24 protein-coding genes and 1 pseudogene are annotated in these 21,019 nt (G+C 55.9%); 4 read left to right on the forward strand and 21 right to left on the reverse strand.

What is annotated here, in order from left to right; genetic code table 11:
- Nucleotides 1-4: 4 nt before the first annotated feature.
- Both ACQ29O_RS08210 and ACQ29O_RS08215 read left to right on the forward strand, forming a co-directional pair.
- Nucleotides 5-1,063, forward strand: coding sequence for an FUSC family protein (locus tag ACQ29O_RS08210; RefSeq protein WP_001200854.1), 1,059 nt, complete (start codon nucleotides 5-7; stop codon nucleotides 1,061-1,063).
- A 244-nt stretch (nucleotides 1,064-1,307) separates the two neighbouring features.
- Nucleotides 1,308-1,643: a DUF496 family protein gene (locus tag ACQ29O_RS08215; protein ID WP_000450405.1), complete on the forward strand. Its 336-nt coding sequence runs from the start codon at nucleotides 1,308-1,310 to the stop codon at nucleotides 1,641-1,643.
- Nucleotides 1,644-1,676: 33 nt separating this feature from the next.
- Here ACQ29O_RS08215 and pduX read toward each other — a convergent pair whose 3' ends face one another.
- From pduX to pduA, 21 genes are all read right to left on the reverse strand, one after another.
- Nucleotides 1,677-2,543, reverse strand: a complete 867-nt coding sequence (pduX, locus tag ACQ29O_RS08220; protein ID WP_001533066.1) for an L-threonine kinase PduX — start codon at nucleotides 2,541-2,543, stop codon at nucleotides 1,677-1,679.
- Nucleotides 2,544-2,636: 93 nt separating this feature from the next.
- The gene (pduW, locus tag ACQ29O_RS08225) at nucleotides 2,637-3,851 is read right to left on the reverse strand and encodes a propanediol utilization propionate kinase PduW (RefSeq protein ID WP_000120650.1); all 1,215 of its coding nucleotides are present in this window, start codon (nucleotides 3,849-3,851) and stop codon (nucleotides 2,637-2,639) included.
- The gene (gene pduV, locus ACQ29O_RS08230; protein WP_020936918.1) at nucleotides 3,836-4,288 is read right to left on the reverse strand and encodes a propanediol utilization protein PduV; all 453 of its coding nucleotides are present in this window, start codon (nucleotides 4,286-4,288) and stop codon (nucleotides 3,836-3,838) included. Before pduV ends, pduW begins: the two co-directional genes overlap by 16 nt.
- Nucleotides 4,289-4,292: 4 nt before the next feature.
- Complete coding sequence (pduU, locus tag ACQ29O_RS08235; RefSeq protein ID WP_020936919.1) at nucleotides 4,293-4,643, reverse strand: propanediol utilization microcompartment protein PduU; 351 nt, start codon at nucleotides 4,641-4,643, stop codon at nucleotides 4,293-4,295.
- Complete coding sequence (pduT, locus tag ACQ29O_RS08240) at nucleotides 4,643-5,197, reverse strand: propanediol utilization microcompartment protein PduT (RefSeq protein WP_020936920.1); 555 nt, start codon at nucleotides 5,195-5,197, stop codon at nucleotides 4,643-4,645. The genes pduU and pduT overlap by 1 nt, the downstream gene beginning before the upstream one ends.
- Nucleotides 5,198-5,199: 2 nt before the next feature.
- Nucleotides 5,200-6,525 carry a cobalamin reductase PduS gene (gene pduS / locus ACQ29O_RS08245; protein ID WP_020936921.1) on the reverse strand — a complete coding sequence of 442 codons (1,326 nt, stop codon included), beginning with the start codon at nucleotides 6,523-6,525 and terminating at the stop codon, nucleotides 5,200-5,202.
- Nucleotides 6,522-7,634 (reverse strand): 1-propanol dehydrogenase PduQ, encoded by a 1,113-nt coding sequence (gene pduQ / locus ACQ29O_RS08250; RefSeq protein ID WP_001091466.1) that lies wholly within the window; start codon nucleotides 7,632-7,634, stop codon nucleotides 6,522-6,524. Before pduQ ends, pduS begins: the two co-directional genes overlap by 4 nt.
- A gap of 11 nt (nucleotides 7,635-7,645) precedes the next feature.
- Nucleotides 7,646-9,040 (reverse strand): CoA-acylating propionaldehyde dehydrogenase PduP, encoded by a 1,395-nt coding sequence (gene pduP / locus ACQ29O_RS08255; RefSeq protein ID WP_001097684.1) that lies wholly within the window; start codon nucleotides 9,038-9,040, stop codon nucleotides 7,646-7,648.
- Nucleotides 9,037-10,047: a two-domain cob(I)yrinic acid a,c-diamide adenosyltransferase PduO gene (pduO, locus tag ACQ29O_RS08260; RefSeq protein WP_001029480.1), complete on the reverse strand. Its 1,011-nt coding sequence runs from the start codon at nucleotides 10,045-10,047 to the stop codon at nucleotides 9,037-9,039. The genes pduP and pduO overlap by 4 nt, the downstream gene beginning before the upstream one ends.
- Nucleotides 10,048-10,056: 9 nt before the next feature.
- Nucleotides 10,057-10,332, reverse strand: a complete 276-nt coding sequence (gene pduN / locus ACQ29O_RS08265) for a propanediol utilization microcompartment protein PduN (protein WP_000549823.1) — start codon at nucleotides 10,330-10,332, stop codon at nucleotides 10,057-10,059.
- Nucleotides 10,333-10,335: 3 nt separating this feature from the next.
- Nucleotides 10,336-10,827 (reverse strand): microcompartment protein PduM, encoded by a 492-nt coding sequence (pduM, locus tag ACQ29O_RS08270; protein ID WP_001012972.1) that lies wholly within the window; start codon nucleotides 10,825-10,827, stop codon nucleotides 10,336-10,338.
- The gene (locus ACQ29O_RS08275; RefSeq protein ID WP_000356718.1) at nucleotides 10,824-11,456 is read right to left on the reverse strand and encodes a phosphate propanoyltransferase; all 633 of its coding nucleotides are present in this window, start codon (nucleotides 11,454-11,456) and stop codon (nucleotides 10,824-10,826) included. The genes pduM and ACQ29O_RS08275 overlap by 4 nt, the downstream gene beginning before the upstream one ends.
- The gene (gene pduK / locus ACQ29O_RS08280; protein ID WP_001284393.1) at nucleotides 11,456-11,938 is read right to left on the reverse strand and encodes a propanediol utilization microcompartment protein PduK; all 483 of its coding nucleotides are present in this window, start codon (nucleotides 11,936-11,938) and stop codon (nucleotides 11,456-11,458) included. The genes ACQ29O_RS08275 and pduK overlap by 1 nt, the downstream gene beginning before the upstream one ends.
- A gap of 3 nt (nucleotides 11,939-11,941) precedes the next feature.
- Nucleotides 11,942-12,217, reverse strand: a complete 276-nt coding sequence (gene pduJ, locus ACQ29O_RS08285) for a propanediol utilization microcompartment protein PduJ (protein ID WP_001057755.1) — start codon at nucleotides 12,215-12,217, stop codon at nucleotides 11,942-11,944.
- Between the two features lie 18 nt (nucleotides 12,218-12,235).
- Nucleotides 12,236-12,586: a propanediol dehydratase reactivase beta subunit PduH gene (gene pduH, locus ACQ29O_RS08290; RefSeq protein WP_000377975.1), complete on the reverse strand. Its 351-nt coding sequence runs from the start codon at nucleotides 12,584-12,586 to the stop codon at nucleotides 12,236-12,238.
- A complete protein-coding gene (gene pduG, locus ACQ29O_RS08295; RefSeq protein WP_001747180.1) occupies nucleotides 12,576-14,408 on the reverse strand; it encodes a propanediol dehydratase reactivase alpha subunit PduG in 1,833 nt (610 codons plus the stop codon). The genes pduH and pduG overlap by 11 nt, the downstream gene beginning before the upstream one ends.
- Nucleotides 14,409-14,417: 9 nt before the next feature.
- Nucleotides 14,418-14,939: a propanediol dehydratase small subunit PduE gene (pduE, locus tag ACQ29O_RS08300; protein WP_001090597.1), complete on the reverse strand. Its 522-nt coding sequence runs from the start codon at nucleotides 14,937-14,939 to the stop codon at nucleotides 14,418-14,420.
- A gap of 14 nt (nucleotides 14,940-14,953) precedes the next feature.
- The gene (gene pduD / locus ACQ29O_RS08305) at nucleotides 14,954-15,628 is read right to left on the reverse strand and encodes a propanediol dehydratase medium subunit PduD (protein WP_000405052.1); all 675 of its coding nucleotides are present in this window, start codon (nucleotides 15,626-15,628) and stop codon (nucleotides 14,954-14,956) included.
- Nucleotides 15,629-15,638: 10 nt separating this feature from the next.
- Complete coding sequence (gene pduC, locus ACQ29O_RS08310) at nucleotides 15,639-17,303, reverse strand: propanediol dehydratase large subunit PduC (RefSeq protein ID WP_020936923.1); 1,665 nt, start codon at nucleotides 17,301-17,303, stop codon at nucleotides 15,639-15,641.
- 18 nt (nucleotides 17,304-17,321) lie between these two features.
- Nucleotides 17,322-18,134, reverse strand: coding sequence for a propanediol utilization microcompartment protein PduB (gene pduB / locus ACQ29O_RS08315; RefSeq protein WP_000097497.1), 813 nt, complete (start codon nucleotides 18,132-18,134; stop codon nucleotides 17,322-17,324).
- Entirely contained in the window at nucleotides 18,131-18,415 is a 285-nt protein-coding gene (gene pduA / locus ACQ29O_RS08320) for a propanediol utilization microcompartment protein PduA (RefSeq protein WP_001746865.1), read from the reverse strand. Before pduA ends, pduB begins: the two co-directional genes overlap by 4 nt.
- A 524-nt stretch (nucleotides 18,416-18,939) precedes the next feature.
- Here pduA and pduF point away from each other — a divergent pair.
- Nucleotides 18,940-19,734, forward strand: coding sequence for a propanediol diffusion facilitator PduF (gene pduF / locus ACQ29O_RS08325; RefSeq protein WP_001000025.1), 795 nt, complete (start codon nucleotides 18,940-18,942; stop codon nucleotides 19,732-19,734).
- Between the two features lie 216 nt (nucleotides 19,735-19,950).
- Nucleotides 19,951-20,845, forward strand: a pseudogene (gene pocR, locus ACQ29O_RS08330) (transcriptional regulator PocR).
- Nucleotides 20,846-21,019: the final 174 nt, after the last annotated feature.

Genomic DNA, 21,019 nt, shown 5'->3' on the forward strand with positions numbered 1-21,019 from the left:
AAGCGTGCGTGCCGATAAGTCATTAAGCCCTTTTGAAATACGGTTGTACCGTCATTATCGCATCGTGCATGGCATACGTATCGCCCTGGCGTTCATTCTTACCTTTCTGCTGGTTCGTCTGTTTTCTATTCCCGAGGGCACATGGCCGCTAATCACGTTAGTGGTGATTATGGGGCCCATCTCATTCTGGGGAAATGTAGTGCCTCGTGCTTTTGAGCGCATAGGCGGTACGATTCTGGGCGCGGCGTTAGGGCTGGTGGCGCTACGCCTGGAGCTCTTTTCCTTACCGCTGATGCTGGTGTGGTGTGCGATAGCGATGTTTTTGTGCGGCTGGCTGGCCTTAGGGAAAAAACCGTATCAGGCGCTACTGATAGGCATAACGCTTGCCGTTGTTGTCGGCGCTCCCGCTGGTGATATGGATACGGCATTATGGCGTGGCGGGGATGTGATTTTGGGGTCGCTACTGGCAATGTTGTTTACCGGCATCTGGCCCCAGCGCGCCTTTTTGCACTGGCGCATCCAACTGGCTCATTGCGTCACGGCGTATAATCGGGTGTATCAGGCAGCGCTGTCGCCGAATTTGCTGGAGCGCCCCCGGTTGGATAAACATTTGCAACGGTTGCTGAACGATGTCGTCAAAATGCGCGGGCTGATAACGCCTGCCAGTAAAGAAACCCGGATACAAAAATCTATTTTCGAGGCCATTCAGACCATCAACCGCAACCTGGTTTGTATGCTTGAATTACAAATCAATGCCCACTGGGCGACGCGCGCCAGCCATTTTGTGATGCTTAACGCGCACACATTGCGTGAAACCCAGCAGATGACGCAGCAAACCTTGCTAACGATCGCCCACGCGTTGTTTGAAGGCAACCCGCAGCCGGTACTGGCAAACACCGGTAAACTGAATGATATTGCTGCCGAGTTGCGGCAGCTAATGAACGAGCAGCAGGGCGACGCGGTGGCTGAAACCCCCATCCACGGCTATGTTTGGCTAAGTATGGAAACTGCCCGACAGTTGGAACTGCTTTCACATTTGATCTGCCGGGCTTTGCGCAAATAAAAAGCAGATGGGGCGAATGAATTTGTTGCTGCTTCGATTCAGCAAAGATTAAGAGTATGATACTAATATAAGGATAAAATGAGTGCTACTGGCAACGATTTTATCCCCGAACCTTCAGGTTTCCCCAGACGGCGACGTAACGGTGTTTCCTCTGGCGGCTTGAAGTATGACGGGGATAAACGTAATGTTTATCCACTAGCAGTTGCTTAACGAATCCGAATCTCACATTATCAGGGGTGTAAAAATGGAAACAACCAAGCCTTCTTTCCAGGACGTGCTGGAGTTTGTTCGTCTGTTCCGTCGCAAAAATAAACTGCAGCGTGAAATTCAGGACATTGAGAAGAAGATCCGTGACAACCAGAAGCGTGTGCTGCTGCTGGACAACCTGAGCGACTACATCAAGCCAGGTATGAGCGTTGAGGCGATTCAGGGTATCATCGCCAGTATGAAAAGCGACTATGAAGATCGCGTTGATGACTACATCATTAAAAATGCCGAAATCTCCAAAGAGCGTCGCGACATTTCCAAAAAGCTGAAAGCGATGGGCGAAATGAAACACGCCGATGTAAAAGCCGAATAATGCGCTACGGCAGTGGGAGCGTATATCAGGCTCTCACTGCAGTTTGACCCCGCCTGTGACCATCTTGAGTAAATGTTGTTTTGGCCAGTGTCGGGTAAGTTTTTTCTCTGCCAGCTTACCTTTCAGGCGCGCAATATCATGACGTTTTCGGTCCAGCATCAGACCCACCACGCTACCGCTATGCGCCACGTTCAATCCGTATAAATCACACTCTTCGACCAGCGACAGCAGGGCGGTAAAGCCCGGCTTAGGTAACAGCGTCTGGCTGGCGATAGCGCTAAGCGTAGCCGCCTCACCCAGTCGGAGCGGATTTTGCGTTATACAGGCTTCCTGCACCAGATTCCAGGCCTGCTGCAAGGTTGCTGAACTTGCTATTAATTTCTGCTGGCGAGGGAGACGGTGGTAATCTTGCGTGCGCAGGGTGACCGGGCTTTCCAGTACCAGCAAATCGATTGGCGGCGGTGGCTCGCAGGCGATTTGCGTGACCGCATTATTATGATCAAACAGCGTTAACTGATGAAAAACGGTGCTATCAGTGGGTTCGATTGAGACGCAAAGCTGTGCAAGGGTAGTTTCATCCAGCGAATGGCCAAGATGATGCGCCGTTGCCACCGCCGTAGCGGCGATATCTGCGGTGCTGCTGGCCATGCCTTTGGCAACGGGAATTGACGAACGCACATCGACGCGAATCTCGTTACTCCAGTGCGCAGGATACTGCCAGTGCGCCAGAACGCGCTCCACCATCGCCCGCGACAATGGACGCTCGTTTACCAACGGCGGCGCAGCCGTGACTGCTACGGTGCTGTACCAGTCAACGGGGCAGGAGACCAGTTTCTCACTGCCCAGAATCCATCCCTGGATAAGTTCCCCGCATGAGGCGGGGCATTGCGCAACAGCCACGTTATCACCTTTCAGGTACGAATAGTGTGCGCGCATAGTGTCATGGTAAAAGCATTATTACCATGACTTGCCGCAATGCGTCGTTTAACCCTCTCAGGCTGGTACACAAAGCCCTTCCGTGGCCGGTAGCGCAATGCGCATAACGTCTTGTGCGATCATTAACTCTTCGTTGGTGTTGATGACGGCGACTTTCACCAGGGCATTCTCCGTCTGGATAAATGTCGCATTACGCTGATTTTTCTCTTCATCAACGGCTAAGCCCAAAAATTGCAAATTATGGCACACCGCCGATCTGGCGCGCGCTGAGTTCTCGCCAATGCCCCCAGTGAATACCAGCGCATCCAGTCCTCCCATTTGCATAATATAGCTGCCAATGGTGGCGCGAATGCGTTCGGCAAACAGAGTGAGAGCGAGTTTAGCCTGCCGGTTACCGGTATTGGCTGCCTGTTCGACATCGCGGTAATCAGACGACACGCTAGAAACGCCCAGCAAGCCTGACTCATTATTTAATAACTGATTCAACTGTTGCGGCGTTTTGCTTTCGCGCTGGGCTATCCACGGCAGAATAGAGGGATCAATATCTCCGCTACGGGTGCCCATCATCACGCCTGACTGCGGCGTAAAGCCCATCGACGTATTGACCGAACGCCCGTTCTTGATGGCGCAGATGCTGCTACCGTTTCCAAGATGACAACAAATCACCCGTAATGCGCTGAGTGGTACGCCCAGCTTTTCCGCCAGAACGCCGCTGACATACTTATGGCTGGTGCCATGAAAGCCATAACGGCGAATCCCCAGTTCCGCGTAATAATGCCAGGGAAGCGGGTAAATATAGGCGGGTTCATCCAGCGTCTGGTGAAATGCCGTATCAAACACGGCTACGGAAGGGGCATCAGGCAACAGTTGACGAAAAACGTGAATACCCAACGCGTTTACCGGGTTGTGAAGCGGGGCCAGTTCAGCAAGACGTTCGATTTGCGCTAACGTTTCATCCGTGACCAGCGTCGAGTCTTTAAAAAACTCACCGCCGTGCGCCACACGATGGCCCACCCCGTCAATGTCCCGCAGACTGTTAATGATTTGATAACCCAGCAGCTTTTCCAGAAGCAGCGTTACCGCATCGCGATGATCGGCAACGGGGACGGTTTCCTGCCATTTTTGGCTGTGCGTCTTAATTGTCACCTGCGCATCCGCCATACCGATACGCTCAATCAGCCCCTGACAGAGCATGTCGCCCTGCGGCATCTCCAGCAGCTGGAATTTTAACGATGAGCTGCCGGCGTTAATGGCCATTATTTTGTAAGACATAAAGGTTCCTTCGAATTCAGAAAATCCAGCACGGCGTCGAGACCCGAATTATTCAACGCGCTGGTAATAAAAATCTGCCGGGCGCCAGCCTGCGTAAGCCACTCCGCAACCAGCGAAATACGCTGCGGCTCGGCGAGATCGGCCTTGGTGACCAGGCCAATCGTCGGGCGGTTCATCGGGGCGGTAAAACCCGAAGAAAAGGGCGACCACTGGGCGTCGGCATTCAGCACCAGGGCGATGACGTCGGCCTCGCAGGCGCTGGTCAGCAGGGCGCTGTACAGGCAGCGGTTCTCCAGATATTCGCCCGGCGTATCGATGGCCATCGGCGACCATTCAATGGCCTGAGTTTTCTTATAATGGAGCGCTTCGCCGCGCAGGCTTTGGGTCAGCGAGGTTTTTCCGCACTGGCTGGGGCCGATAAACATCAAACGCTTCATGACTTTACGTCCGGGTGATCGAGCAAGTGGTGAACTGCATCATTTCGCCCAGCGTGCGCGTTACCTGCTTGAGGGCATACTCGACGGCAGAAACATCGCCAGTCAGCACCACCGCGCCGGTAAAGCGGTCAAGAAACCCAATCTCCACCGCGCCGGATTTGGTAGCAATATCGCAAGCAATAATAGATGCTTCGCTCGGCGTGATGGTAAGGATGCCAATGGCGGACACCGCATCCTGCAGGCCCAGCTTCTTAAAGAGATCTTTCCCTGGATTAGCAATCAGGTGCGCGAGAGTGACCTGTTTCCCCGGCACGTATTCCTGAATCATGCGATCCGTTGGCGGTTGTCTTTCCATTATCCCTCCACCATCTGTCGCCACATGGCTTCATGCGGGCGTGGGATCACCGAACGGTAAACCAACAACCCTTTCTCGCCCGCGCTTTCGCTGGCAACCGTCACGGCGTTATTGACGTCAGAAACGTCGCCCGCCACCACCATGTAGCATTTACCGCCGATACCGAAGGCCATATGCACCCGCACCAGGGTGACGTTTGAGCCTTTCACCGCCCGGTCTGCGGCGCTAATGCAGGCCGCCACGCTCCAGGTTTCGACGATACCTACCGCCTGGCGCTTATCGACGCTGTTCAGGCCGCTGATGGCCGGAAGTACGCTGGGATGAATATTCGCCAGCACCAGGCTGTCGACGAGCATTTCGCCGGCCTGCGACGTACCGGTTTCAATGGCCTGCTGGATAGCGCCGATATCGCCGCCCAGTATCAGTAAAAACTTCCCCGGGCAGATGGTCTTGCTGACCAGTAGATCGACGTTGGCGCTTTTCAGCATCGCATCACCAAGCTCCATCCCTTTGGCGATGCTGGTGAGTTCTAAAATTCCTATAGCCTGAGACATGGTTAACCTCTTACAACCGTGATGGCCTGTTCGCTGATGGCCGAAACAATGCCGTCGATGCTGGCGTGAATAGGTGCGCCGAGCGCGCCAGGCGGGACATCGGCAACGCATTGCCCGCGCGTCACGCGTTCTCCCACCGCAACGTTCGCTACCGCGCTGGCACCAATATGCTGGCGCAGCTGCAAAGTGACTTTTTCTACTGACGGCTCTTCTTCAACCAGCGGCGCTTCCTGGTACCAGGGGCTTAGTCCCAGTTTGGCGATCAGCCGCTTCACCGGCACCAGGCGATATTTCGCCATTTCGTCGGACGGATTCAGCGGCCCTTCGTAGCGCTGGTTTTGCGCCCGCAGCTCGCGTTTTAACATGCGGTTGATGCGCATCGGCGAGATCCCCACCGGACAGGCCACGCTTTCGCAAACGTTGCATTCCGAGCAGGTAAGGGCGCTCAGCAGCAGCTGCGGCGTGGCAGCCTGGTGAAAGTTCACCGCCCGCACCAGCAGGTGCGGAGAGAGTTCGTGGCCGATCAGGTGTCGCGGACAGAGATCGGTACACAGTCGGCACTGTTCGCAGACGGTGCGCGCGACGGAAAGCACCGTGCGCTCGTCCTGCATTCTCCGCTGGATAAGCGGATGGCTTTTGGGGAGCACCAGCAGGCCGCCGGTAGTTTTCGTCACCGGATTATCAAGAGAGGTAATCAGGCCACCCATCATCGGGCCGCCATTAATAAAACCAGGGTCGTCGACCGTTGCGCCGCCCGCCAGCGCCAGTACTTCCCGCAGCGACATGCCAATGGGAACAGTAACGGTCAACGTGCGACGAGTGACCGGAAACTGCTGCTCGACAGCCCGGGCAATATTCAGCACCGTTTGCACGTTATTGACGACCACGCCGACGCTGGCCGGTAGCGCAGCCGGGGCGACCCGGCGGCCGGTTGCCATCCAGATAGTCAGCACCTCATCGCCCGCCGGATAAACATCCGGCAGAATATGCAGGCGGATACCGGCGGGCAGTAGCGGGGTAAGGGCGTCGATGGCCCGGCGGTATTTTTCTTTCAGGGCAATCACCCCTTCGCGCGCGCCGGTCGCCGTCATGGCGTACTGTACGCCGCGCACAAGGCGCGCAGCTTGCTGCCACATCAGTTGCTGGTCAACTTTGAGCATCGGTTCACACTCGGCGGCGTTCACCAGAAAAATCTCTACCTGCGCCTGTAGTTTGACGTGAGCGGGAAAACCTGCGCCGCCTGCGCCGACAACGCCCGCTGCGCGGACGCGCTCACGAATTTCATCGGCGCTAAGGGACATTTCAACGCTGTTGATGGCGGTGCTCATAGCAGTTCCTCCAGCAGTTCACGAATTTCTTCGGCGCTGGCCGGGCGCGGGTTGGTGCGCAGCGTAACGTCCGCCAGCGCGGCCTGCACCATCGCCGGAATGCGTGCGGAAAAGTTGGATCTTCCTTCTTTAAGCGCAACGGCCAGTGAGGGAAGGGCGCAGCGTTGCTTAAGCAGTTCGATTTGCTGAATCAGCGCATTGATCGCCGCGATATCATTGGCTTCTGCCGGGCAAAAACCGCAGGCTTTGGCCAGCCGCGCGTAGCGTTTGGCGGCGCGCGGAACGCCGGCGTTAAAACGGATAACCGTGGTTAACAGCAGGGCGTTGGCCAGGCCATGCGGCAGATGAAACTGCCCGCCAAGCTGGTGGGCTATCGCGTGGTTAAGCCCCAGCCCCGCCTGGCTGAAGGCCATCCCGGCGAGCGTTGAGGCATTGTGCATTTTCCCGCGCGTCGCCACGCAGTCGCCTTTTTCCACCGCCGTGGGCAGATACTGGAACACCAGTTTGGCGGCTTTTTCCGCTAGCGCGTCGGTAAAGTCGCTGGCGCGCGGTGACACCCAGGCCTCCAGGGCGTGGGTCAGCACGTCCATGCCGGTGTTGGCGGTAATCTGCGGCGGTACGCTGACCACCAGCTCCGGGTCGAGGATCGCCATATCCGGATACAGCGCATTGTTGAACAGCGGATACTTGATGCCTTTATCCGGGTCGCTAATTACGCAGGCGCTGGTCACTTCCGAGCCGGTGCCGCTGGTGGTCGGGATCGCCACGCAGGTTTCGATGTTGATCCCGCTCTGCTGGCTAAACCAGACAATCGCTTTCGCCGCGTCCATTGCCGAGCCGCCGCCAAAACCGATCACCACCTGCGGTTGCAGAGCCTGCATTTGCGCAATGCCCTGAACCACTGTGTGGATGGTGGGGTCCGGCGTTATCTCGCTAAAGACGCTGATGCGGTTATCTGCGGGCAGCGCATTACGCAGGGTATCCAGCAGCGGAGAGCGCGCCAGAAAGCCATCGCAGATTATCCAGATGTGCTTATTGGTAAAGCGCTTGAGCACCGCCAGGCTGCCCTGACCGCTGTACAACCGCGTTTGTAGTGAGAAGGTATTCATCGCGACCTCAGTTAGCGAATAGAAAAGCCGTTGGTCAGTACGCAGCGCCGGGAACGGGCAAAAGTACGCGCTGACGTGGTCCCTTCACCGGTTGGCGTGGCGATAGTGAAGGTGGTAAAGCCTTCGCCGCCGACGCCGATCCCGGCATAAGAGGGGCCGTTTTTGACGAATATCGAGGTTTGCAGGGTGCGGGCCGCGAGGTTCAGGCGTGACACGTTCTGCGAGTGCATAATGGCGGTATGATGCAGCCCCTCTTCAACCTTCAGGGCCAGCGCCAGTGCGCTATCGAAATCGCTGACTTTTACCACCGGCAGCATCGGCATCAGCTGTTCGCTGGTGACCCACGGATCGTCGGCGTTGACAACGGCAATCAGCAGACGCGGCGCTTTTGCCGGGACAGCGATCCCGGCGGCTTCCAGCATGGCCGATGGGCTCTTGCCGACCAGTTTTTTATTCGCCTGGCCTTCAGGCAGGCAGACGGCGCGGAGTTTGTCGGTATCGGTCGGGCTTAGCAGCAGCGCGCCGAAGGTTTGCATTTGCTGCACCAGACGTTCGGCGACACTCTCCACTACGATCAGGCTCTTCTCGGCAATGCAGGGCAGGTTGTAATCGAATGACGCGCCGTTGATGATATCTTCCGCCGCTTTCACCAGGTCCGCCGTTTCATCAACGATGCAGGGCGGGTTACCCGCGCCAGCGCCAATCACCTTCTTACCGCTCTTCATGCCCATTGCCACAATGCCGGGGCCGCCGGTAATGGCCAGTACTGCGATTCGCGGGTGGGCCATCATCTGCTGGGTCGCTTCGAAGGTGGGTTCAGCTACAGTCACCACCAGATTGCGGATGCCGCAGCAGCGGAAGGCAATCTCTTCAATCAGGCTGATGAGCTTCAGAGAGACCTTTTTCGCCCCCGGATGCGGGCTAAAGTAGACGCTGTTGCCCGCCGCCAACATGCTGATGCTGTTGTTGATGATGGTTTCCGTCGGGTTGGTGCTCGGTGCGACCGAACCGATAACGCCAAACGGTGAGTATTCAAACAGCACCATGCCGCCGTCGCCGGTCAGCGCGGTGGTGGTGAGGTCTTCTACGCCCGGCGTGTTGTCCAGCGCAGCCTTGTTTTTGAGGAATTTATCTTCTTTGTTGCCCATCCCCGTTTCATTGGCGCTCTCTTCCGCCAGGGTCGCCAGCAGCGGCGTCAGCTCCTGACGCATCGCGCTGATAATGGCGCTGCGGGTTTTTAGCGGGCACTGCTGATAACGTAAGAACGCCTGGTGCGCGGCGTCGATGGCCTCGCTCACGGACTGGAAAATCCCTTTGCCCTGAGGCTGGACCGGCGTTTGCGCCGGCGTGGTTAATTGCTCGCTAAGAATGGTGCGAATCAGGGTTTCGAGTTCAGAAGTATTCATTGATGTGTTCCCACGTTAATAGCCGCGATGGCGGTCTGTGCTATGTCCATGTCCTGCTCAACGCTGCCGCCGCTGATGCCAAGACCCCCAATTAATATGCCGTCGCGCCATAGGGCGTAACCGCCGCCAAAGGTGACCACTTTTCCCTGTAAATGACTTTCCAGGCCATAAAGCGCGGCGCCTGGCTGAACAACATCGCTCAGCTCATGGGTCGCCGTTTTCATTGCCACTGCGGTCCAGGCCTTTTTCGGCGCCAGTTCGCTGCTGACCAGCAGGGCGTCCGGCATCCGCCAGGTCACAGTTTCCGTGCCGTGCGCGTCAACGATGCTGACGACTACCGGAACCTGCAGTTGCTGCGCGCGTTCAACGGCGGCGCGGGTGAGCTGGTGCAGATCGTGGAATGAGAGGGCCACGGGCGTTGTCTCCTTGCTGCGGGTCGGCTGGCTGGCAGCCAGATAGCGCTTGCTAACTTCGCGGATGATGTTGGCCTGGTGCGCATCGCTATCTTCCGCGCGGGCCAGGGCGTACAGGCAGTCCGATAAGCGGTTGATGTAGCGCATCAGCACCTGGCGTACGTTGACTTCAGTTGCCAGTTCAACCAGACGGCGTTCGGCGCGGCGCGCCAGCGTGCGGGCAAAATGTAAGCGGCTCGCGGCTTCGCAGCGTCCGGGTAAAATAAAGCTGTGCAGCGGTTCGATGCGGGCCATTGCCCGATCGATAGCGGCTTCCGGGGCCGAAATCTCTTCGCTGCTGATGTAGCGCTGTTTGGGCGACGGCTGCTCGCCGTCGCTGGCCAGCTCTGCGCTAAACCAAAAAAGTTGCTGCTGGATGGCCTCGAGTAAGGTGCGGTGATTTTCATCCGCAGCGGCGCAGGCGCACAGGCTCAGCGCGGCATTCAGCTCATCCAGCGTGCCGTAGGCTTCAACCCGCGGGTGCGTTTTGCTCACCCGCTGGCCGGTAAACAGTGATGTGGTGCCTGCGTCACCTGTTCGGGTATAAATCGCCATATTCGCCCCTTAACGTGAAAGCGTATCGACAATGCCGACAACGGCGAGGTCGATGGCCTCATTTGGCCCGGAAAAAACGTGCCTGGCGCTGGAGCCGCCGCTGAGCAGAACCAGCTCGCCGATGCCTGCGCCGACGGAATCCACGGCCACTTCATCGCCGGAGGTTGGCGAGGCGGGGAGTTCGCCATCGGCGCTGACCCGACGCACCAGCAGCAGCTTTTTCCCAATCAAAGAAGGTGATTTTTGCGTGGAGACAACCGCGCCCGTGACTCGTGCCAGATGCATGATTTACTCCTGCTTAATTAATTGAATACTCCGCGCATTAGCTGCTTCGCGCGCCAGGGCCGTCACGATGCATTTGCGGTGGACAACCACACGCCCCCGGCTTAGCAGCGCGACATCGCGATAGCTCAGCACCGAACCCGCGTGCAGAACCAGCGGCAGTCCGCGCTCATCGGTGAATACCAGCGGCAGACGAGCCAGTTTTTTTACCGGGATAACCGGCAGCAGCTGGCTGTGCAGGCTGAGCTGTACGCGGATGCCAAACGCCAGCGCGTCGTGAATTTTCCGGGCGGCGGTATCGTCGGTTTCTGCATCCGCAAGCTGACCCAGCAGCGGCAGGTCGACGAGCAGGATGCGCAGCGACGCGTGCTGACAGAACAGCGCTGGGCAGTCGGCATCGCGAAGCTGCGCAACGCTCAGCGTCACCGTGCTCTGGGCACGGCGCTGCAGTCGGGAGACAATCTCCTCGACAATGCGCTGCAGAGTTTCGCCGTTCATCGCGGGCCTACCAGCCGGGCAAAGGCCTGCGGGTTATCGGCACCAGCGGCGTTGGCTTCATCGGTATCAATGTGCATTTCGAGGCGCATGTCCGGTGAAACGCGAATCGCCACATTGTTGAAAATCAGCCCGCGCTCGTCGCCTTCAATCGCTACCGAAACCCTATCGCCGTGGGAGACCTTCAGGATCAGCGCATCAAGCGGCGACATATGAATATGCCGCTGCGCGACGATAACCCCGGAAGGTAGCTCCAGTTCGCCAAAGGGGCTGACCAGGCGGATGCCAGGTGTGCCCTTCAGGTTGCCGGACATTCTCAGCGGCGCGGCAATCCCCAGCGTTCTCGCATCGGTACGCGAAATTTCCACCTGGCTTACCGAGCGCAGCGGGCCGAGCAGGCGCACATTGTTGAGCTGTCCTTTCGGCCCTACTAGGGTGACGGTTTGCTCCGCAGCATATTGTCCCGGCTGCAGTAGCGCTTTTTTTTCGCTGATGGGATGGCCGGGAAACAGCCGCTCATAATCCTGCGCGGACAGGTGGATATGACGGTTTGAGACGCCCAGCGGAATAGGCCGCTGGCGCATCTCGTCGAGAACTTTACGGACCGTTGATTGCAAAAGCTCTTTATCCATTACGCTTCACCTCGCTTGCCGGAATGAATGCAAAGCGTACGAGGTTCGCCCTTCTGGCGCGGACATTTTGGATCCAGACACAGATTGCAGCTGACCAGTTCTGATTCCTGCGGGGCCTCTTCGGCTGGCGCTTCAGAAACGACATCAGCTATCTCTGACGCTTCAGGCTCAGGTTCAATGACGGAGGGGGAGGGTGTCTCTGCGAGCAGGATCCCTTCTCCGGGCCTGGCGATAACCTTGTGGGCCACCAGACCATTCCGCTGTTCGGCAAATTGCGCACCGGTGGTGATGGCCGCCTGCACGGAGGCCACATCACCGGTAATTTTAATCACCATCCAGCCTGAACCATTGGTCTTTTCGAGGGCGAGCAGCGTGATAGAAGCGGATTTCGCCATGATATCGGCGCAGCTGATAGCCAGTGCCAGACCACAAACTTCAAGTAATCCCAGTGATTGCTTCACGCGGTGCTCCTTATTCGCCATCGATTAGGCTGATTTCGGTAAAATGGCCTCAACATCACTGTGCGGACGCGGGATAACGTGGCAGGATTTCACTTCACCCACGACGCTTGCCGCCGCGCTGCCGGCATCTACGGCTGCTTTAACCGCGCCGACATCGCCGCGAACCATGACGGTAACCAGGCCAGAACCAATTTTTTCGTAGCCCACCAGCTGTACGTTGGCGGATTTAACCATTGCATCGGCGGCTTCAATGGCGCCGACCAGCCCTTTTGTTTCAACCAGTCCCAGTGCGTTATTCATACTGCCGTTCTCCTGTGATTAAGCATGGAGATCCCGAAAGGGGATCCCTTTGACCAGCCGTGCCGCGTTATTACCGGTGTTGCGTTGGGCCTGACTGTCCTGATGATGCATCAGCGTAAAAAGCGGCGCCGATACGGGTAAATTCTTGTAATGTACGACCAGCGTATGTCGATCGCAGGCAATGCCGACCAGCAGCGGCGAGCTGCGCGCCGCCTGCCAGGCGCTGTCAACGACATCTCCAGCCGGGTGATGCTGAAGCAGGAAAGGGATGCCTTCCTCTTCGATACCCAGCAGCACTTCGTGCCAGAGGCTGGCGCAGTCGTTGATAACGGTAATGACGATGGCCGGGGCGCTGTGATTACTGTCCATGTGCAAACTCCTTGTGCCAGGAGAGAATCAGGCCGGTGGCCACCGCGTTTCTTGGGCCTTCGCTGCCGCGAATATTTCCTCGCCCGGCGACCAGGCGGTAGTGCGCCAGCGCATCGGTGACCAGCTGCGGAACTTCGAAATCCAGCGACGAGCCGCCGACCAGCACCACGAACGGAATATCGCGAATGTTGCCGGTTGGACTGACCTGGCGCAGCGCGCGCAGGGCGTTGGTGACAAAGACGCGTTCTTTAGCGCTGCGGCGAATGGCGCGCACTTTTTCCAGCGCTAAGTCGCCGGGAAGCGGCACCAGTTCGTCCGGTTTCACCACGCAGACGCGGGCGAACACGGCGGGAGGCAGCGGCGTCGGGAAGAACTGGACGCTGCCGTCCTCGTGGCGTAAGTGGAACAGGCTTTCGACCTTCGCCAGCGGGTATTTTTTGATCTCTTCCGCCAGATAGCGGTCTTCCAGCCCCAGCTCGCGGGCAATAATCATCGTCACCATGTCGCCTGCACCGGCGAGGTGAGTGGCGATGATTTCGCCTTTAGGGTTGATGATGGAGGCATCGGTGGAGCTCGCGCCGAGGTCAAGGATCGCCAGCGGTCGGGTGGTACCCGGCGTGGTCAGCGCGCCCAGAATGGCGGCTTCAGCCTCAGCGCCGCCGATCTGCACGTCGATATTAAGCTTCTGCTCAATTTCACGGGCAATCATCGCCATCTGCAGACGGTCTGATTTCACCATCGAGGCGATGCCGACGGCCTGCTCCAGTGAGAACTCCCCGGCCAGACCGCCGGTGACGCTCACCGGAACCGAGGTGTCAACGGCCAGAAGATCCTGAATGAAAATCTCGCTGCTGGGCTTATTGGTTAGCTCGGCCATGGTCTGGCGTACGTGCTCCAGCATGCCGCCGATATTGGTCCCGGCCTCGCCGGTGACGTTGTCGAGCTTGCCGCAGCCGTCCACCGCTTTCATGATAGCTTCGGCACCGGCGGCAACATCCACGCGTACGGTACGACCCTGAGCCTGCAGCTCCAGGTTACCGGCGGGTATTGCGCGCGCTTTGACGTCGCCGGATGGCGTTTTAACCACCACGGCGGAACGGTTGCCAATCAGCGCGCGCGCCATCGGGACGATGTTTTTCGTCTCATCGGCGTTGAGGTTGAATACGGTGGCGATGCCGTAAGGGTTGGAGAGGGTCTCGATAACCTTCCCCGGCACGGCGACTTCAATCGCCGCCAGCATCCCCAGCGGAATGCGGTCGATGTAGAGCACTTCGTCAACGATCGGCAGCGATTTTTCCAGCCGGTTGCTGACCAGCACGCCATCGTCGCGCTGCAAAATGACGCCGGTAATCTGGTATCCGGCGCGCATTGAGGCGTTGATAACATTGGCGATGTCGGCAAAATCGAATGCTGACGATACCACCAGAATATAGGACGAGTCCGCAGGGCGGGTTAACAGCTCCTCCGGCGTAATCGTGATACCCACACCAAGGCCTGCTCCGCCCGGCGTTTTTGGGTTATGGCCGATCATTGTCGATTCGGTGATGATGGTTTCGGTAATGGTTTCCATCGCCACATCGCCAATCACCGGCGTGGCTTCGTTAATGCGGATGAGCGAAATATCGCTGACATTGATCCCCGCGCGCTTTGCGACGAGGGCGAGCGCTTCCTGAATGCCGAACACGTTACGCAACGTGCCTTTGATCCCGGTGGTTTCCGCCAGCGCGCTGTGCGTAATCGTCAGTGCGCTAGTCTCATCTTGCCGCGCCAGTGCGACTTCCGTTGATGAGTTACCGATGTCAATGCCAGCTATATATCGCATACGAAATCCTTAATCGTCGCCTTTGAGTTTTTTACGCTCAACGTACAGCCCTGCCGCTTCACGAACGAAAGCTGCGCAAATCTTTGCCTGATAACGGTTTTCGAGATCGTCGGCGATAGCGAGCAGCTCTTCTTTCGTTGAACGATACGGACGAAGGGCGTTGTAGATTTCAAGAATGCGATCGTCCGGTACCGCGGTCAGTTCGGCGGCGCGTTCGAAGTTCATCGCCAGCCGGTCGCGGCCCGCATCTTTGGCGATAGACGCCTGTAAGCGCAGGGTTTCCGGGGTAATGCGCATATCCTGAGCGGTGACTTTATTGCTCAGCACGTTTTCCAGCGTAAAGTCGTCCAGCGTTTTATTGGTGGCGGTTTTCACCCATTCCGGGTGTTTGTTCGCCAGCGGGTAGTCGCTAACCTTTGCGCTGCGGGACGTGCCGCCTGCCGCAGGAGCCGCTGCTGGCGCATCGCCCTGCAGGCTGTTCATGCGGCTCAATACGTCCCGAACCATCGATTCAATTGCGTCGGTATTCATGGAGTTATCCTTTATCAAAGCGCCACGCGCAGTTCCTGCGGGTTTTTGCCCGTCACGACGTACTTGGTCTCTTTAATGTGCAAAATGGCCGACTTTGCCTGGTACTTCGGGCGTGCCATCTGGTCATTGAGCGTAGGGACCGGCTGTGGTGATTCGCGTTTCGCATAACGGGCGGCGTTTTTACCAATCTGACGGTAGGTTTCCAGCGTCAGCAGCGGCGCCTGTGGGAACAGCTCCAGGTTGGAGAGCGGCGGTAGCCCCTGCTGGTGGATAACCGTAGTGCCTTTCGACTGGATGCCGATGGAGATGCCGGAGCCGCTCAGGCGGTTACCTTCCACGGCGACGAACGCCACGTCGGAAGATTTAAAGCAGCGAATCACGCGCGCCCTGATACCTTCTTCTTCAATACCGGCAATGACTTCGCGCAAAATGCTCTTATGCGGTAAGCCGACGATATTGACGGTTTGCGCCAGGCCAAATGCCGGGCCGACGGCGATAATGACTTCGTCCTGCTGAGTGCCCTGGCGCGCTTCGCCCACTTCGGTCAGAAAGCCGTCGCCCGCAGGCGCAGCGGTCTGTGGTGCTGTGGATACCGCAGGCGCATTAAACGAGACGGGTTTATCGCTGCCCTTCATATCGCGAAGCACGTCTTCAATTATCTGGCGCAGCAATTTTTCATTAATTTCCATTTCTCACCCCTTAATCAATCTCGTTGGGATCAAGAGCACCAGGGATGTTTTTAATCTCTTCCCAGCGTTCTCCCTGCAGGCGATAACCTGTTGCCGGACCGGCATAGTCATTGACGTCATTAACCGCAGAGAGCACTTGTCCGTCGCCGACGATAATGGCGGAGGTGTGCAAATAGTCGCCGGTTAGCTTGGCTTTCTGGATGTTGAGCATGTCCTGGGCCACGTCGGTAAACCCGCCCTGCGCCAGCGCTTTAACGACTTCCAGACCGTTGCGGTTTTTATTGATGATTTCTTGGGAGAACTTGATGTCTTCGACGATGTTACGCTCCGGCATATCTTTCGAACCGTGGGCATAGGTCGCAGCTTCAACTTCTTCATCGGTAATCGGCGGCAGTCCCATTCCGGCAAACACGGCCTGCAGCGCGCGGGCGGCTTTGTTACGGATGGCGATAACGTCCTCTTCGCGAACCGGGCGCAGACCACCGTCCACTTTCAGGTCACGCTGGATAACGTTGTAGTCGTCAAAGTCTTCCGCATCTTCGTTGGAACCGGCGAACATGTTGTCGTAGTTCGGCACCGCGGAATAACCAGAGGAGATAAAGTCGGTACCCGGCAGGAACTGCATCAGCAGGCGCGCGGTACGACGCATATCGGAGTGGGTGAAGGTCTGGTCGTTACTGGAGGCGCATTCCAGATCCAGCGAAGAGCAGATCAGGTTTTCCGCCAGCACGGCACGAATGCCTGACGGCACGGCAGACGGTACGCCGATGCAGCTTACGGAGCCGTTTTGCAGCCCCTGAACGCCCGCGGCTTTGGTGATATAGATGCAGCGCGCTTCCAGATACAGCATGGATTTGCCTTCGGCGTAGCCCATCTGCACTTCGGAGCCGGAGCCGGAGGTGAAGCGCATTTTCAGGCCGCGAGAGGCGTAGGAAGAGGCTAAGAAGCCCTTCGACCATGGGGTATCGTCACCGTCGGTGAAGACCGGCTCGGTGCCGTAAACGGAGATGGTTTCGGCGTAGCAGGTGTGGCCCAGCATGCCGAGCTTCAGCTCGGTGGCTTCTTCCAGCGAGCATTGAGTCAGTACCCCCGGACGACCTACCTGAGAACCAACCAGCAGCGCGATGGCGTTGAACGGCGCATAGCGCGCTACCGCAACCGTCGTCTCTTGTTCGTCAAACCCGCGCCATGCGCCTTCGGCGGCATCGGCGGCAATTTGCACCGGGTTGTCTTTAACGTTGGTGACGTGCGCCTGTTGAGATGGAGTACGGCGGGCGCGCATTTTCTGCATCGCCATCATCATCTCAACCACGTTCATATGCGAAACCACTTCGACAATTTTCGCTGGGGTCATCGCGGTGGTTAGCGGAACGATTTCGCTGCGCTTGACGTTCGGATCGCACAGCATGTTAGCCAGCTTGACCGAATCCATCGCCATCACTTCTTCGGCGCGGTTCAGGTTGATGCCGTAGCGGGCGATAAAGTGGTCGATCAGGTCGAATTCGCTAACCGGTTTTCCGTCCAGCTCGGTTACCGCGCCGTTAACGATTTTTATCGACGGTTTTGGGTCGTTCGGGCTTTCCATCGCGATAAAGCCTTCTTCGATCCACTCCTTAACAAAGCCGTCCTGATTCACAGGGCGTTTCGCCAGTGCTTCAAATCTTTTCGATCTCATGAATCAGCCTCGTGGGTATCAGATGTAGGACGGGCGATCGTTTTTCGGTTCAGAACCGAGGGTCGCAAGGACGGTTTTGCCGATTTCGCGGGCGGAGGTCACCGCCTGACGGACCGCGCCGGAGTCGCCGGAAATCACCAGAATAGCTTCGTTACTAAAGCTGGTGCCGTGCGCCGGAGAGCTGTACGCCACGACTTCAACGTTGGCTGACTTCAGCGCGGTATCGGCCATCAGTACGCCGACGGAAGCCGGAGCGCCGACGATAATGCCGCAGGCGCGGCCAATCGGCGCGCCGAACGCTTTTTCCAGCGCATAGCTGGCGCGAGCGGTGTACTGCAGCTCGATATGTCCGGCTTCGTTGCCGTAAACATCACCGAAGGTGCGGTCCAGCTCTTTCAGCGCGACTTCGATACCGCGCTTGACGTCGGATACATCGTTACCGCCTAAAATAATCAGCGAACCGTGGCCCGCTCCGCCTTTGGTATCGCGCGGCAGCTCAATGCTGACCACTTCGGTGTTGGTGGCTTTCACCGCTTCGTCCGCCGCCATAATGTGCGGGCCTGCGCCGGTGCGGGCGCCGAGAATACCGATGGAACGATAGCGCTTCTCAAGCTTCATCGCGTCCAGCAGGGCGGTATCGACGTTGGCGATAACCAGGCCCAGGGTATCGCCAATGGCGGTCCCGACAAATTCCGTTAAACTGCAGCTTTTTTCTGCCATAGCCGTCTCTCGTATAGGTTGGGGTTGACCAGGGATGGCCTGTTGTTCCGGCGTTGCCACACGGGCAATCACCTGCGCCATGATCTGTTCCACCAGCTCATTGCTGCTCATTGGCTAATTCCCTTCGGTAAGATTTTTTCTACATCGGTGTGAGGGCGTGGGATGACGTGTACGGCTTTCACTTCACCCACGTTGCGTGTGGCTGCGGCACCTGCATCGGTGGCCGCTTTGACCGCGCCAACATCGCCGCGCACGATGACGGTTACCAGCCCGGAGCCAATCTTTTCATAGCCCACTAACATCACATTGGCTGACTTAACCATTGCATCAGCGGCCTCTATGGCTGCGGTTAAGCCTTTGGTTTCTACCATTCCTAGTGCTTCTTGTTGCATAAAGACCTCGCATGGAGTGTTCCGATAGTTGGGACTATAAGAAGATGCGAGGAAAAAGAATGGCTGACTTGCTGTTGAGCATCAGAAAATAATGAGAAAGCAATATGACTAAATTGCCTTTTATTTTTATAACTCATTGATAATCAATATTTAATTTATTATTGTCTATATGATTATTTTGTTTTTATTATTTCATTTTTACATTTTTGTTAGTGACGAGAGTATTTTTATTTGATATGGCGAAAGACGCAAAATGTGATGTTTATTCGAAATTGATAAGTTGGCTTGTGCAATATTTTATTATTTCAACAGGCGTATTTTATAGCTCAAATTTCCCGTGTGATGGGCTGATAAAAATATCGGAAAAGCAAAATTTTGCTATCGCAACACGATTTTTCCGGAAGGCAGGCCCGCAGGTTGCCAACAATTTACAGGCGGCACTTTTTATAGTGAGGTTAGCTGTACTCTACCGCCAGCCGAAACTTGCGCTGGCCAGGACACGAACTTTGCTCAGAAGGTGTCACATGAATGATTCTCTAAAGGCGCAATGTGGTGCGGAATTTTTAGGCACCGGACTCTTTTTGTTTTTTGGTATCGGTTGTTTGAGCGCGCTCAAAGTCGCAGGCGCCAGCCTCGGATTATGGGAGATTTGCATTATTTGGGGGCTTGGAATTTCACTGGCCGTTTACCTTACTGCCGGAATCTCCGGCGGACATCTTAACCCTGCGGTGACGATTGCGCTGTGGCTGTTTGCCTGCTTTCCCAAACAGAAAGTATTGCCTTATATTATTGCCCAGTTTGCCGGCGCTTTTGGCGGCGCTCTGCTGGCGTATGTGCTTTATAGTAGCCTTTTTACTGAGTTTGAGACTGCGCATCATATGGTGCGCGGTAGCGTCGAAAGTTTGCAATTAGCCAGCATTTTCAGTACCTATCCGGCCGCAGCGCTAAATGTATGGCAGGCTGCGTTGGTGGAAGTGGTCATTACGTCGATTCTGATGGGCATGATCATGGCATTGACGGATGATGGCAATGGCATTCCTAAAGGGCCGCTTGCGCCTTTGCTTATTGGGATATTGGTTGCCGTTATCGGCGCGTCTACTGGACCCCTTACCGGTTTTGCAATGAACCCGGCGCGTGATTTCGGTCCCAAACTGTTCACATGGTTAGCGGGGTGGGGGAGCATGGCGATGAGCGGTGGGCGAGAGATCCCTTATTTTATCGTGCCGATTGTCGCGCCTGTTATCGGCGCCTGTGCCGGAGCAGCCATATATCGCTATTTTATTGGTAAGAATTTACCTTGTAACCGCTGTGAGCTGTAAGAAAATGCGAACCAGATTCACAGCAATGATGTATCGTAAAAACAGGTGAGATAATTTCGTGATCTGCTTTCACGAACTGATCAAAACGTCTCCCAGCAATGGGAGACTTTTGATATTGTCATTGTACTTTTTATCAGGGCCAGGATAATGCTAATAAAAAGTGAATGTAAATAATGTGTTTTGTTTATAACAATAAATTAACTGAGGGGTTTTATCATGATTTCTGCGAGCGCTCTGAACTCAGAACTCATTAATAAAATCGCACAGGATTTTGCACAAGCCACCGGTCTGGCGGTTGTGGTTGTCAATATTCATGGTGATGAAATATCTGAGCTATTCAATTTCACGCCGTTTTGTCAGTTGATGCGGCAGCATCCCCAGCATAGTACACGTTGTCGTATGAGCGATCGCTGCGGGGGACTGGAGGCATCGAAGTCCGATCAACCCTGTATTTATCGTTGTCATGCCGGTCTAACGGATTTTTCTATTCCGCTGGTAATCGCAGGGCATTTAGTTGGCTTTGTTTTATGCGGGCAGGTTCGTTTAAGTAATGACGTGGAGCTGGTAAACATTCTTAATGTCGACGATCGCTGGCAGGCTGATCCTGAGCTCTTGAATGAATTTCGGAATGTGCCAGAGATGGACTACTCACGCGTTATCGCTTCCGCCGATCTTCTTAAACTGATAGTTGAGAATTGCCTGAAAAAACAGCTCAATTTCGTGGTTATCAAAGACAATCCGCAGCAATCGGAGGCAAATAAAACCACTCGTGGTCCCACTCCGCATGACAGTAAAATGAAAAAAGCGCTTCGCTATATTGATGCGCATTTGTCCGACGATCTTCGTCTTGAGGATGTCGCCTCACATGTCTATCTCAGCCCCTATTACTTCAGTAAGCTATTCAAAAAATATCAGGGAATCGGATTTAATGCGTGGGTAAACCGCCAGAGAATTGCTTTGCCATAGTGACTGGAGTATTGCCAGTATTGCGCGTAATTTAGGCTTTTCGCAAACCAGCTATTTTTGCAAAGTCTTCCGCCAGACCTATCAGGTTACGCCGCAGGCTTATCGCCAGCAGATAAATGAGAATTCTCATCCTCCATCGTTATGAATAGCAATATTTTGCTATTGCCGATTTTTGATAGTCTTTTGTATCTTAATCATTTCAGAAAGAAAATTTATCTGGTGTAACAATAAATTATCATAGCGCAACAAAATAATAAAATTTAGGGCATAAACTGCATCAGTTTTTATTTTTGTGATGAAGTACAGTGTCAGGAAAGAT

It is taken from the genome of Salmonella sp. GDC200615 (genome assembly GCF_050574145.1).
Classification (GTDB): domain Bacteria; phylum Pseudomonadota; class Gammaproteobacteria; order Enterobacterales; family Enterobacteriaceae; genus Salmonella; species Salmonella enterica.

Coding starts and splice junctions, on each gene's coding strand:
- ACQ29O_RS08215 (WP_000450405.1), top strand. CDS start 1,308: ATGGAAACAACCAAGCCTTCTTTCCAGGACGTGCTGGAGTTTGTTCGT.
- pduW (WP_000120650.1), bottom strand. CDS start 3,851: ATGTCTTACAAAATAATGGCCATTAACGCCGGCAGCTCATCGTTAAAA.
- pduV (WP_020936918.1), bottom strand. CDS start 4,288: ATGAAGCGTTTGATGTTTATCGGCCCCAGCCAGTGCGGAAAAACCTCG.
- pduU (WP_020936919.1), bottom strand. CDS start 4,643: ATGGAAAGACAACCGCCAACGGATCGCATGATTCAGGAATACGTGCCG.
- pduT (WP_020936920.1), bottom strand. CDS start 5,197: ATGTCTCAGGCTATAGGAATTTTAGAACTCACCAGCATCGCCAAAGGG.
- pduS (WP_020936921.1), bottom strand. CDS start 6,525: ATGAGCACCGCCATCAACAGCGTTGAAATGTCCCTTAGCGCCGATGAA.
- pduQ (WP_001091466.1), bottom strand. CDS start 7,634: ATGAATACCTTCTCACTACAAACGCGGTTGTACAGCGGTCAGGGCAGC.
- pduP (WP_001097684.1), bottom strand. CDS start 9,040: ATGAATACTTCTGAACTCGAAACCCTGATTCGCACCATTCTTAGCGAG.
- pduO (WP_001029480.1), bottom strand. CDS start 10,047: ATGGCGATTTATACCCGAACAGGTGACGCAGGCACCACATCACTGTTT.
- pduN (WP_000549823.1), bottom strand. CDS start 10,332: ATGCATCTGGCACGAGTCACGGGCGCGGTTGTCTCCACGCAAAAATCA.
- pduM (WP_001012972.1), bottom strand. CDS start 10,827: ATGAACGGCGAAACTCTGCAGCGCATTGTCGAGGAGATTGTCTCCCGA.
- ACQ29O_RS08275 (WP_000356718.1), bottom strand. CDS start 11,456: ATGGATAAAGAGCTTTTGCAATCAACGGTCCGTAAAGTTCTCGACGAG.
- pduK (WP_001284393.1), bottom strand. CDS start 11,938: ATGGCGAATAAGGAGCACCGCGTGAAGCAATCACTGGGATTACTTGAA.
- pduJ (WP_001057755.1), bottom strand. CDS start 12,217: ATGAATAACGCACTGGGACTGGTTGAAACAAAAGGGCTGGTCGGCGCC.
- pduH (WP_000377975.1), bottom strand. CDS start 12,586: ATGGACAGTAATCACAGCGCCCCGGCCATCGTCATTACCGTTATCAAC.
- pduG (WP_001747180.1), bottom strand. CDS start 14,408: ATGCGATATATAGCTGGCATTGACATCGGTAACTCATCAACGGAAGTC.
- pduE (WP_001090597.1), bottom strand. CDS start 14,939: ATGAATACCGACGCAATTGAATCGATGGTTCGGGACGTATTGAGCCGC.
- pduD (WP_000405052.1), bottom strand. CDS start 15,628: ATGGAAATTAATGAAAAATTGCTGCGCCAGATAATTGAAGACGTGCTT.
- pduC (WP_020936923.1), bottom strand. CDS start 17,303: ATGAGATCGAAAAGATTTGAAGCACTGGCGAAACGCCCTGTGAATCAG.
- pduB (WP_000097497.1), bottom strand. CDS start 18,134: ATGAGCAGCAATGAGCTGGTGGAACAGATCATGGCGCAGGTGATTGCC.
- pduA (WP_001746865.1), bottom strand. CDS start 18,415: ATGCAACAAGAAGCACTAGGAATGGTAGAAACCAAAGGCTTAACCGCA.
- pduF (WP_001000025.1), top strand. CDS start 18,940: ATGAATGATTCTCTAAAGGCGCAATGTGGTGCGGAATTTTTAGGCACC.